The sequence below is a fragment of the Marinomonas epiphytica genome (assembly GCF_054780655.1).
In genome coordinates, this window is sequence record NZ_BAAGVX010000013.1 from 14,657 (window position 1) to 26,848 (window position 12,192).

A 12,192-nucleotide genomic window follows, 5' to 3' on the forward strand; every position below is an offset into this window, starting at 1 on the left:
TCAAAATAATGACACTCATCCATTGAAATTACTGTAAACAGGCTTATTAAGTGAGTAACAGAGAACTTACTCTTACTTTAATAAGGAGGTCGTTATGAGAATTGACCGTTTAACCAGTAAGCTACAAATGGCTCTTTCTGATGCGCAATCTATCGCATTAGGCCATGATCATGCCTATATTGAACCTATTCATATTTTTATGGCTATGCTTGAGCAGCAAGGTGGGGGGATTCGACCTATTTTGCAGCAAGCCGGCTTATCTGTGAGCGCTTTTAAAGAAAAGCTTATTCAAACATTAGATGCCATGCCAAAAGTGAAAGAGCATGATGGCAATGTGCAAATGTCGAGCGAAGTTGGTCGTTTGTTAAACTTAGCAGACAAAGAAGCTCAAAAACGCAAAGATCAGTTTATCTCTTCGGAGCTCTTTTTGCTGGCCATGTTCGACGGTAAAGACGAGCTGGCAAAAGCACTAAAAGCATCTGGGGTAACTAAACAAGATGTGGCTGCGATTATCGAGCAAGTTCGTGGTGGTGACAGTGTCAATGACCCAGACGCTGAAGAGAATCGCCAAGCATTGGATAAGTACACTCAAGATGTCACAGCAAGAGCGGCACAAGGGAAGTTGGACCCAGTAATTGGTCGAGACGATGAGATTCGCCGAACCATTCAAGTATTGCAACGTCGTCGAAAAAACAACCCAGTACTAATAGGTGAACCAGGGGTCGGTAAAACTGCCATTGTTGAGGGGTTGGCACAACGCATTATTAATGGAGAGGTGCCAGAAGGGCTAAAAAATAAACGCGTATTGTCCTTAGATATGGGTACCTTGATTGCTGGGGCTAAATATCGAGGCGAGTTTGAAGAAAGGTTAAAAGCTGTTCTTTCTGAGCTTTCTAAACAAGAAGGTCAGGTTATTTTATTCATTGACGAAATTCACACCATGGTGGGAGCTGGGAAATCAGAAGGCTCTATGGATGCAGGAAACATGCTAAAACCTGCATTAGCTCGTGGTGAGTTGCATTGTGTCGGGGCCACCACTCTTGACGAGTATCGCCAATACATAGAAAAGGATGCCGCTCTTGAAAGGCGCTTTCAAAAAGTGCTGGTGGAAGAGCCGAGTGAGTTAGACTCGATCGCGATTTTAAGAGGCTTAAAAGAGCGCTACGAAGTCCATCATGGTGTTGATATTACCGACTCTGCCATCATTGCTGCGGCGAAGCTGTCTAAGCGCTATATTACTGACCGCCAGTTACCGGACAAAGCAATAGACTTGATCGATGAGGCGGCTAGCCGTATCCGTATGGAAATGGACTCTAAACCTGAAGATATGGATCGTTTAGAGCGTCGTTTAATTCAATTAAAAATAGAGCAAGAAGCGCTTAAAAAAGAAAAAGACAAAGGCGCTAAACAGCGTTTATCTGAATTGCAGGCAGACATAGCTGGGTTGCAAAAACAGTTCTCAGATTTGGAAGAAATCTGGAATGCAGAGAAAGCGTCTGTGCAAGGGGCCCAGAAATTAAAAGAAGAGCTAGAGGCGGTGCGCCACGAAATGGAAGAAGCGCGCCGAGAAGGCAATTTGGCGAAAATGTCTGAGTTGCAGTATGGCGTCATTCCCATGCTTGAAGCGGAAATAGAAAAAGCCAGCCAAAGCGAAGAAGATGCGCAAATGCAACTGCTTAAACGCAAGGTGTCGGAAGAAGAAATCGCCACCGTTGTGTCTCGCTGGACAGGGATACCTGTCGATAAAATGTTAGAAGGCGAGCGCGATAAGTTATTGAAAATGGAAGCTGTGCTACATGACTCTGTCATTGGTCAAGAAGAAGCGGTTAAGGCGGTCTCAGACGCCGTTAGACGCTCTCGTTCCGGTTTGGCAGACCCTAACAGGCCGAATGGCTCTTTTCTCTTCTTAGGGCCTACTGGTGTGGGTAAAACTGAGTTATGTAAGTCGTTAGCGCGCTTTTTGTTTGATACTGAGCAAGCCATGGTCCGGGTTGATATGTCTGAGTTTATGGAAAAACATTCCGTGGCTCGGCTGATCGGTGCGCCACCAGGCTATGTGGGTTATGAAGAGGGCGGTTATTTAACCGAAGCAGTAAGAAGGCGACCTTATTCTGTTTTATTGTTAGACGAAATTGAGAAAGCTCATACTGATGTTTTCAATATACTATTACAGGTGCTCGACGATGGTCGTTTAACCGATGGACAAGGACGCACTGTTGATTTTCGTAATACCGTCATTGTGATGACTTCGAATCTTGGTTCCGATGTGATCCAAGACCTGAATCAACAAAGCCAGTATGACGAGATCAAACAAAGAGTGATGTCTGTGGTCTCTAGCCACTTTAGACCTGAGTTTATTAACCGTATTGATGAAACCGTGGTGTTTCATCCGCTGATGCAAAAACAAATACAAGGCATTGCTAAAATTCAGCTGGCTCAATTAAGTCATCGTCTCAAAGAAATGGGTATGACCTTAAGTTTGAGTGAAGAGGTGATGGAGCAGCTGGCTGAGGTGGGTTACGACCCAGTGTACGGCGCTCGTCCTCTTAAACGAGCGATCCAGCAATGGATAGAAAATCCATTAGCAAGTGATTTGTTGTCTGGCAAGTTTATCAGCGGTGACGACATTCAAGCTGCTTGGCAAGATGGCAACATCGTTTTCGAAAAATAAGCCAGTTGTGAAATAAATAAACGACAAAAATCCCTGTTAACAAAAACGCCCCAGTCGGAATATTCCGGCTGGGGCGTTTTTCGCTGAGGAAGATATTAAATATCTATGGTTACCCCAATGAAGTAGCCTTCGTTTTCAGCCTTCGTGTTTTTCACTTCTTGCTCTAGGCTTCGGTAACCGGCTTCAATACCCACTAAGAAAGGTGTTTCATACTGAATTTTGTAAATTTCGTCGGTAATGGTTGTATCGTCAAAAGAAGACACCGTTTTTGACTCAGCTGCCAGTGTAATGCCAGTTCCAGGAATGGACAAAGTAGCCGCTAGATAAAGCATAGGAACAGCAGACTTGCTGACTTCTGTTTCTGTGCCGCCAATGTCATAGTTCATTTCTAGATTACGAACTGTCAAACCACCTTCTACGCCAACCCATAAAAGACCTAGGCCATAGTAGCCTGTGACGTCTTTCGTTTCGATATCTAGAGTTGTTGCAGTGGTTGTACCGCCAGAAGTGCTAGTGCCTGATGTGCTTAGGCTGAAAACGTCTACACGAACGTTAGGGATAAGTGGAATAAAGTGTTGGACGTCGGCACTGAAGTATTGGCCAGAATCATCGTCTAAGTTGTAGCTGCGAGTGTCGTCAGTAGAAAAAGTATTTTCTGACTCAAATAGACCAAATTCAGCATTTGCGCCAAGCAAGTCAGCAAACGCTGTGTTAGCAGTAAGGGCAGTTGCGGCTGTCGCAATAAGAAGCGCTTTTTTCATTATCTTATGTCCATAAATAAAGAAGGTGGATAACTTTCAATTATTATATAGCAGTATGGAAATAAAGTTCACGGAAAAAAGAAAAAACTTAAAGAGAGGCTTTCTGGCTGGGGTAGCTGGATTCGAACCAACGCATGACGGGATCAAAACCCGTTGCCTTACCGCTTGGCTATACCCCAATTAGAAAGAATTAGAATGGTGGCTATGACTAGATTCGAACTAGTGACCCCATCATTATGAGTGATGTGCTCTAACCAACTGAGCTACATAGCCTAATTCTGTATCGATATCGATGGCTGGGGTAGCTGGATTCGAACCAACGCATGACGGGATCAAAACCCGTTGCCTTACCGCTTGGCTATACCCCAACAATATCGAGTTGTTGGTGGCTATGACTAGATTCGAACTAGTGACCCCATCATTATGAGTGATGTGCTCTAACCAACTGAGCTACATAGCCTTCGAGAAAGTGGCTGGGGTAGCTGGATTCGAACCAACGCATGACGGGATCAAAACCCGTTGCCTTACCGCTTGGCTATACCCCAACAATCTCGGCACAAACACTTTTGAAACAATGCTTCGCTGTGTCTGTGGCGCGATATTATTCATATAACCCGTTAACGGGTCAAGTGTTTTTCTAAAATTCTTTTATTTAATTAAACATTAAAACGGAAATGCATAACATCGCCGTCTTTCACTAGGTAATCCTTACCTTCAAGACGCCATTTGCCCGCTTCTTTAGCACCGTTTTCTCCTTGGTAACTAATGAAGTCGTCGTAGCTCACAACTTCAGCACGGATAAAGCCTTTTTCGAAGTCGGTGTGGATAACGCCAGCCGCTTGAGGGGCAGTAGCACCTTGCTTCACTGTCCAAGCGCGAACTTCTTTTACACCTGCGGTGAAATAGGTTTGCAAGTTTAATAGTTCGTAACCTGCGCGAATAACACGGTCAAGGCCAGGTTCTTCCATTCCCATTTCATCCAAGAAGTCTTGCATCTCTTCAGCGTCTAGCTCTGAAATTTCTGCTTCTAGTTGGTTGCAGATGGTCACGACAACTGCGCTCTCTGCTGCGGCGATCTCTTTTACCTGGTCAAGGTAAGGGTTGTTTTCAAAACCGTCCTCAGAGACGTTAGCAATGTACATGGTCGGCTTTGTGGTGAGTAAGTGCATGAGCTTCACTTCTTTGCGCTCATCGTCCGTCAGCTCCATAGAGCGTACTGGTAGGCCATCTTCTAAGTGCGCTTTAATACGCTCAAGGAACGCTTTATGAGCAATGGCTTCTTTGTTGCCGCTTTTGGCGTTCTTTGCTGTACGCTGTAGCTGTTTATCAACAGATTCAATATCTGCGAAGATCAATTCGAGGTTAATAACCTCAATATCGGCTTTAGGGTTCACATGATTGGCAACGTGAATGACGTTGTCGTCTTCAAAACAGCGCACGACGTGTGCAATGGCATCGGTTTCGCGAATATTGGCAAGAAACTTATTGCCCAGACCTTCCCCTTTTGACGCACCTTCAACCAACCCAGCAATATCGACGAACTCCATAGTGGTGGCGATGACCTTCTCAGGGCTAATAATATCAGCTAAGGCGTTGAGTCTTGGGTCAGGCATGGCAACCACGCCTGCGTTTGGCTCAATAGTACAGAAAGGGAAGTTTTCTGCTCCAATACCTGCTTTTGTTAAAGCATTAAATAGAGTGGATTTACCAACGTTAGGTAAGCCAACGATGCCGCAATTAAAACCCATAATGAAATTCCTGAAATCGTAAGGTTAAGCTTTATAGCTATGAAGTTGATTCATGACACGGCTCAAGTCGCCTTTTACTATGTCATCTTGATAGCGCAAAGATTCATCAATCGTCTGCATTATCTTGGTGTATTCGGTTGGAGCGGCTTTCTTTAAAACATAGTTAGCAACTTGGCTAGCGTGGCCTGGGTGGCCTATACCGATGCGTAAACGTGTAAAATCTTTATTGTTGCCAAGTTTTGCGATGATGTCTTTCAGGCCATTGTGGCCACCGTGTCCTCCGCCTTTCTTTAATTTGACGCTGCCAGGAGGAATGTCTAGTTCATCATGAATGACTAAGACTTCTTGAGGGAGGATTTTGTAGAATTGGCAGACGGCTTGTACGGCTTTGCCGCTTAAATTCATATAGGTGGTGGGAATAAGAAGGAAACATTCTTCACCAGCTATAGAAACTTTTCCAAATAAGCCAAAAAATTTCTTTTCTAAACGAAGAAGGCATTGGCTCTGCTGAGCCAATGCCTCTATCCACTGAGCGCCTGCATTATGACGAGTGTTTTCATATTCGCTGCCAGGATTACCCAGGCCGACTAATAGTTTATAACCAGTCACAATGCCACCTTCAATGATATTAACGCTTAGACTTCTCGATACGGCCAATTGGTTGGTCGTGATCAGCGCCTTTAAGCAAAGCAACAAGTTCAACGCCTTCAGGAAGTTGAGCGTCAGACAAGTGGAAGATTTGACCTAGTTGAGCTTGGCTAGCATCAACAGTCAAGGCTTCTGGAAGGTTTGCAGGTAGGCAACGTACTTCAGCAAGCTTAGCTTCAATTGTTAGACGACCACCTTGTTTGCTCACGCCTTCGCTCTTAGCAGCGCCAGCGAAAGTTAAAGGTACGCGAGTTGTAAGAACTTTGTCTTCTTGAGCACGTAGTAGGTCAAGGTGCATTACTGCGCCTGTAGCTGGGTGACGTTGTAGCGCTTTAACAATTACTTTTTCAGCTTTACCAGCAACAGATACTTCGATAAGACCTGTTAGGAAGCCAGGAGTAGCAACGGCTTTAACAAGCTCGTTATCCTTAAAAGCAACAGATTGTGGCTCAGCGTCACCGCCGTAGATTACAGCAGGTACTTGACCTTGGTTGCGAAGGCGGCGGCTCGCACCTTTACCTTCTAGGTTACGTGCTTCGGCATTAATAGATAATGTCATTTTAATTTCCTAATTGTTCATAAGTTAAATGCCCAGAACTGCGACCCATTCCGAGCGAAAGTGTTTGGTTTAGGCTCCAAACATAGCACTAATAGACTCTTCGTTGCAGACGCGACGAACAGCCTCAGCCATAATGTCAGACATCGACAATTGGCGGATTTGAGTACACTTAAGTGCCTCAGGTGTCAATGGGATGGTATCAGTCACAACCAACTCATCGAGCACGGAATTCGAAATGTTATCAATGGCTTTGCCAGACAGTACTGGGTGAGTACAGTAAGCAAGCACTTTTTCAGCGCCGTGTTCTTTTAGTGCTTTTGCAGCGGCGCAAAGAGTGCCACCAGTATCACACATGTCATCCACTAGGACACAAGTCTTACCTTCAACATCACCAATCAAATGCATGATTTGCGCTTCATTGGCACGTGGACGGCGTTTATCGATGATGGCTAAATCTGCATCATCTAAAAGCTTAGCAAAGGCGCGGGCACGTACCACACCACCAACATCTGGAGAGACGACAGTGATGTTATTGTGGCCTTGGCGTTGCAGGTCATCCAGTAAGAGCGGCGTAGCATATACGTTATCAACTGGAATATCAAAAAAACCTTGTACTTGGTCTGCGTGTAGGTCAACGGTTAATACACGATTGATTCCCACTGCAGAGATCATGTCAGCTACGACCTTAGCAGTAATCGGGACCCTTGCAGAGCGTACACGTCGATCTTGACGAGCATAACCAAAGTAAGGGATAACAGCGGTCACTCGAGTAGCAGAGGCGCGACGTAAAGCGTCGGCCATGACAATCAGTTCCATTAGGTTGTCATTGCTTGGGGCGCAGGTGGATTGGATAATGAAAACATCTTTACCGCGAACGTTTTCATTGATTTCGACAGTGATTTCTCCGTCGCTAAACTTACCTACTGTTGCATTTCCAATTGGAAGCCCTAAGCGGCGTACCACTCTGCGAGCGAGTTCAGGGTTTGCATTACCGGTAAAAACCATCAACTTGGACACTTTGTATACCCTTTGTATTTTGTAGCGATGAAAATAGACTGGCGAGGCTGTAGAAATGTATCTACTAGACTCCTTGTTGCTCAATCCACTGGTTAAGTGCTCTATGAGTGGGTGACACGTTACACCCCTGACAAACCCAAGCCTGCCATTTATCTGGGACAGATAACCTCACGTTTTCAGCATCCTGCCAATTGTCGAATGCAAGGAATAAACAAGCTCCTGTACCGGTTAATTTCGCATTTCCGTGCTCTTTTAACCAAAAGTAAGCGTCTTTTACCTCAGGATTGTACTTGAGAACCACTTCCAAACAGTCATTATGCCCATCCAGCTTCAAGGCGTGCGATATTTTGATGGGCGGGGTGTCTCTTGTCAAATACTTATCGGTAAAAATTTGGACAGTAGAAACATGGCAATCCGGTTTTACAAGAAGGTAGTAAGGCGTTACTGGTTCAATAGGGTGCAGTATGTCACCAATGCCTTCAGCAAAGGCAGAAAACCCTTTCACAAAAACGGCTACATCGGCACCAAGCAGACTGCCAATCTGAGCCAATTTGTCTAAGGATAATTGGCAGTCCCATAAAGTGTTTAAGGCTAGTAAGGTGGTCGCAGCGTTAGAGCTCCCGCCGCCAATGCCTCCACCCATAGGAAGTTGCTTTACTAAGTCAATCTGTACTCCAAAGCAAGAGTTTGCTTGATAGGGTAATAGTGCTTTGGCGGCTTTTACAATCAGGTTATCTTCGTCCGCGACACCCGGTATAGGTGGGGAAAGGGTGATGCCTGGTGTCTCGGTTCGGTGAAATGTTAACTGGTCTGATAAATCTAAGAATTGAAATATCGTTTGTAGTTCATGATAGCCGTCTTGTCTTTGCCCATTTATATGTAGAAAAAGATTGAGCTTGGCAGGAGACGGCAGTGTTAGTGTACTTATTGAATTGTCCATTGATTAATTATTAAGCTAACTCGAAAAGGGGGCTTAGAGATTTGAATGCGTTGAGGCAGCGATAAACCGCTGATCTCGGTGTAATTTCGATATTGGATCTGCCAACCGTCTTGTTGTAGTTGGGCTAGCTGACCTGATTCATCGAATTCATTGTTGGCTGTTGAGTTAGGGCTGGCTAGTCCGCGCACCCAGTAAACCGCTTGCTCAACAGGAAACTCCCAGCCGAGCTCTTGTTGCAACAGTGTGGTGGCGTCTGTTGCACTGACGACTTGGTCTTTATAAGTGAGTGTAACCATCTCATGATTTGTGCCAGACAACGATGTGGCTCCTTGCCCAAATGGTCCAACAATATCCAAAGAAAAATCTTGGGGAGTCTGTTGCCAACTAAAATTGCCAGATACCGCATCGTCTTGAGTACGAATACCAATGCGGCCTGAAATATCCCAGTGGCTTATGGCTTCTACACTTGTAGGAGTAGGTGTGGAGATATTGGGTTGGCTGCTACAAGCGGCAATCACTAGGCTGATTAATAACAGCAGTGGAAGGCGAATTGGCATTATCTAGTTATCCTTAGAGTCCGTTGGCTGCGAAGCGTACTGAAACAAACTGGGTGATAAACGATTAATAGTTTCTTGTAGTATAGGGGCATCCGGAGACTGACTTAAAGCCGCTTGCCAAACATTTACAGCTTGTTGATAGTTTTTTTGCGCCCAAAGTGCCTCGCCATAGTGAGCGGCAATTTCAGGGTCGGGTAAGATCGTCCATGCTTTTTTAAGATAGTAAGCAGCTTGTTCTAGCTCGCCCATAATAAAAAAGCCCCAACCTAAACTGTCTATAATAGCCGGGTCGTTGCTTGATTGTTCATAAGCCTGCTCAATATAGTCCATCGCTTCATTCACTCGGGTTGTGCGCACCAGCAAGGTGTAGCCAAGTGCATTCAGATAACGAGGATTAAGCGGATCTTTTTGCAGCAACCACAGGAATTCTTTTTCAGCCTCTTGCCAGTTACCCAGTAAGTCAGCAAGTAAAGCTTTTTGATAACGCACTGAATCTGATTCTGGGTAAAGCAAAAGCGCCTGAGAAAGGAGCTCGAAAGACAGTTTCTGATTACTGAATTGATTGTGTAAACGGCTTATGGTTGCTAGTTCTTCTGGTGCGTTTTCGCGGCTTAAGCGCTGAATGGCGATAGCGTTTATCTCATTTTCGCGTTGATCATGGTATAGCCATTTCGCTGTTTGCTCTGTGGCGTTAGCTTTAAGTGCCCCTTGCACCGTTAGCATTGTTTCTATGGCTTGGTTTGTCTTGCCCAATTCAAACAAAGCTACGGCTTCTAAATAAACCTTTTGTTCGTTAAGGCCTGGTTGGGAACGGGGTAGTTGACGAATAACATTGAGTGCCAATTGGGGGTGCTTGTTGGCTAACAGTATGCGGCCAAATTGAATGCCGGCAGTAAACGCATTTTCAGATTCAGGGGCATGTTCCAAATATAAAGAATAGGCTTGCTCGGCTTGCCCTCCGATCGTCAAGAGCTCAAGTAGCGGGCTTAGCGTTAACTGGCTGTTAGGGTGTCGTTGCAAAGAAGCCTGTAGCGTTTTTATCGCTTCAGAACTCTGACCCAGCTTTTCATGGCTGTATGCTGAAATTAGGTAAGCATTTTCAGATAAGCTGTCTGGCTGTTCTTTAGAGAGTTTATCAATAGCGTCAACAGATGCTTGAAATTCCCCATTTAAGTAACTGAGCCGAGCGGCTGTTAAAATGACTTGGTGGTTATTGCTGGTGCTTTTAGGGAGCGCCTTGAGGGTTTCAGAAATACAATGAACGACTTTTTCGTCACTTATATGCTGTTCTAGGTAGGCTGGTAGAAAAACCAATTCTACTTGATTCTGTTCTGCACTCGTTAGCAAGGCTGCTGCGCTGTCTTTTTGATCTGCTTTGATGAGTATTTGAAATTTTAATGCGTAAGCTTGGCTAGATTTTGGTTCTAAGGTCAGCCATAAATCTGTGCTGTGAAGAATTCTGGACGTATTTTGAGTCGCAATCGCCACTTGAGACAATTGTCGAATGAGTTTTGGGTCTCGGTATTCACTGGCTAAAGCATAGAATTGGGGATAGGCTGCATCAGCTCCTTCACGTTGTAGCGTAAATTCCGCAGCGAGTAGAGCGCTGATAAATTCACTAGAGCTGCGGCTCACCTCAGTTTCATCAGTAGGGGCTGATCGAGGTTTAGAGACGACGGGCGAGATAGACTTTTCAGTTGTTTGACAAGCGCTTAATGAAAAGCAAATAACAGACAGTAAGACGCTGTTCTTAATTGAACCTGCTCTTGAAATCTGCTTTTTAGTTCGACTTTTCAGTAACATTTCTTTGCCAACTCTTGTACATTAAACCTCATATTAGCGCCCTAAGGCTCTGATGTCAGCTATATGTATGAATTATTCCTATGAGATTTATTAATCTAACTGGTACGAAAAGGTGCCAGATTCTCGTATAATGATGAACCATAACGACAAATGAGTCGGAGCAAACGTGTTACCTTTCCATGTATGCCTTAATGTCGACCCTTGATAAGAGTTTCTGAATGTCACTAATTACCGTGGGCGTTAACCACAAAACAGCACCTGTATCGATTAGGGAGCGAGTTGCTTTTGCGCCAGAAAAAATGATCGATGCGTTGTCATCCATCGTGTCGCAAAAGCTGGCAAGCGAAGCGGTGATTGTTTCTACCTGTAATCGCACTGAACTTTACTGTGCCTCAGAAAGTATTGATAAAGCCGACGATCTAGTGACCTGGTTAGGGGAGTATCATCAGCTAGATATCGCTGAACTCAAGCAATATTGTTATGCCTACAATGACGATGAAAGTGTTCGCCATGTTATGCGTGTGGCATCTGGCCTCGACTCTTTAGTATTGGGTGAGCCGCAAATTCTTGGTCAAGTAAAATCGGCCTACGCAGTGTCTCAAGAAGGTGCTTGTATTGGGAGTGAGCTGGAAAGCTTGTTTCAAAAGGTATTTTCTGTCGCAAAACGTGTCCGCACGGACACGGCCATAGGTGAGAACCCGGTTTCAATTGCGTTTGCTGCCGTGAGCCTAGCACAACGTATTTTTGCGGATGTGAAAAAATCGACGGCTTTGCTTCTGGGTGCTGGCCAAACAATTGAGCTGGTGGCGCAGCACTTACGAGAAAGTGGTGTTAAACGTATTATAGTCGCCAACCGCACTCTAGCACGCGCCCAAAAGCTTGCCCATGACCTAGGAGCTGAAGCCATTTTGCTGGGGGATGTCGGGGAGTATTTAGGTCAGGCTGATATCGTCATTTCGTCGACAGCGAGTCAACTTCCGATCATTGGTAAAGGGATGGTGGAGAAGGCGACACAACAGCGCCGTCACTCGCCTATGTTGCTGGTTGATATTGCTGTTCCGCGAGATATTGAACCAGAAGTAGAAGATGTAAGAGATGCTTATCTATATACGGTTGATGACCTACATTCTGTGATTGAGGAGAATGTTAAGGCCCGTCATGACGCCGCTAAAGCAGCAGAAAGTATTATAGATGAAGGTGTGGCGACTTATCGTCGCGGTGTTGAGTCTCGAAAAGTATCAGACTTGATTGTTACCTTTCGAGACTCTGCTCAATCGATTAAACAAGCTGAGTTAGACAAAGCCATTAAAAGTTTAGAATCCGGTCAGGCACCGGAACAAGTTCTAAACAAGTTTGCTCATAATTTAATGAATAAACTCATTCATGCCCCAACACGGTATTTACGTGATGCGGGTGCTGACGCTGATCAACAGGCATTAAAGATTGCGTCGAATGTTTTGGGTATTGATGAAGAAAAAGAAAATTAAC

At 44.9% G+C, this 12,192-nt stretch carries 10 protein-coding genes and 5 tRNA genes; 2 read left to right on the forward strand and 13 right to left on the reverse strand.

Features of this window, described 5'->3' with window-relative positions; genetic code table 11:
* Nucleotides 1-94: 94 nt before the first annotated feature.
* Nucleotides 95-2,671 (forward strand): ATP-dependent chaperone ClpB, encoded by a 2,577-nt coding sequence (gene clpB, locus ACYVGZ_RS04065; protein WP_460751594.1) that lies wholly within the window; start codon nt 95-97, stop codon nt 2,669-2,671.
* A 95-nt stretch (nt 2,672-2,766) separates the two neighbouring features.
* On the opposite strand, the gene ACYVGZ_RS04070 is transcribed toward clpB, so the two are convergent.
* From ACYVGZ_RS04070 to ACYVGZ_RS04130, 13 genes are all read right to left on the reverse strand, one after another.
* Entirely contained in the window at nt 2,767-3,432 is a 666-nt protein-coding gene (locus ACYVGZ_RS04070) for a TIGR04219 family outer membrane beta-barrel protein (protein ID WP_460751597.1), read from the reverse strand.
* Between the two features lie 104 nt (nt 3,433-3,536).
* Nucleotides 3,537-3,611: transfer RNA gene (locus tag ACYVGZ_RS04075), tRNA-Gln, on the reverse strand.
* A gap of 17 nt (nt 3,612-3,628) precedes the next feature.
* Nucleotides 3,629-3,705, reverse strand: a tRNA-Met gene (locus ACYVGZ_RS04080).
* 20 nt (nt 3,706-3,725) lie between these two features.
* A tRNA-Gln gene (locus ACYVGZ_RS04085) sits at nt 3,726-3,800 on the reverse strand.
* A 15-nt stretch (nt 3,801-3,815) separates the two neighbouring features.
* Nucleotides 3,816-3,892 (reverse strand) — tRNA-Met (locus ACYVGZ_RS04090).
* Between the two features lie 10 nt (nt 3,893-3,902).
* Nucleotides 3,903-3,977, reverse strand: a tRNA-Gln gene (locus ACYVGZ_RS04095).
* Between the two features lie 111 nt (nt 3,978-4,088).
* On the reverse strand, nt 4,089-5,180 hold the full coding sequence (ychF, locus tag ACYVGZ_RS04100) for a redox-regulated ATPase YchF (protein WP_460751599.1): 1,092 nt from the start codon (nt 5,178-5,180) through the stop codon (nt 4,089-4,091).
* A 24-nt stretch (nt 5,181-5,204) separates the two neighbouring features.
* Nucleotides 5,205-5,789, reverse strand: a complete 585-nt coding sequence (pth, locus tag ACYVGZ_RS04105; RefSeq protein WP_460751602.1) for an aminoacyl-tRNA hydrolase — start codon at nt 5,787-5,789, stop codon at nt 5,205-5,207.
* A 19-nt stretch (nt 5,790-5,808) separates the two neighbouring features.
* The gene (locus ACYVGZ_RS04110; protein ID WP_460751604.1) at nt 5,809-6,387 is read right to left on the reverse strand and encodes a 50S ribosomal protein L25/general stress protein Ctc; all 579 of its coding nucleotides are present in this window, start codon (nt 6,385-6,387) and stop codon (nt 5,809-5,811) included.
* A gap of 69 nt (nt 6,388-6,456) precedes the next feature.
* Entirely contained in the window at nt 6,457-7,404 is a 948-nt protein-coding gene (locus tag ACYVGZ_RS04115; RefSeq protein ID WP_460751607.1) for a ribose-phosphate diphosphokinase, read from the reverse strand.
* A gap of 64 nt (nt 7,405-7,468) precedes the next feature.
* A complete protein-coding gene (gene ispE / locus ACYVGZ_RS04120) occupies nt 7,469-8,344 on the reverse strand; it encodes a 4-(cytidine 5'-diphospho)-2-C-methyl-D-erythritol kinase (RefSeq protein WP_460751610.1) in 876 nt (291 codons plus the stop codon).
* Nucleotides 8,329-8,901, reverse strand: a complete 573-nt coding sequence (gene lolB, locus ACYVGZ_RS04125) for a lipoprotein insertase outer membrane protein LolB (protein ID WP_460751612.1) — start codon at nt 8,899-8,901, stop codon at nt 8,329-8,331. The genes ispE and lolB overlap by 16 nt, the downstream gene beginning before the upstream one ends.
* Before the next feature lie 3 nt (nt 8,902-8,904).
* Complete coding sequence (locus ACYVGZ_RS04130) at nt 8,905-10,704, reverse strand: tetratricopeptide repeat protein (protein ID WP_460751615.1); 1,800 nt, start codon at nt 10,702-10,704, stop codon at nt 8,905-8,907.
* A gap of 218 nt (nt 10,705-10,922) precedes the next feature.
* On the opposite strand from ACYVGZ_RS04130, the gene hemA reads away from it, so the two are divergent.
* Nucleotides 10,923-12,191 (forward strand): glutamyl-tRNA reductase, encoded by a 1,269-nt coding sequence (gene hemA / locus ACYVGZ_RS04135; RefSeq protein ID WP_460751618.1) that lies wholly within the window; start codon nt 10,923-10,925, stop codon nt 12,189-12,191.
* Nucleotide 12,192 lies beyond the last annotated feature (1 nt).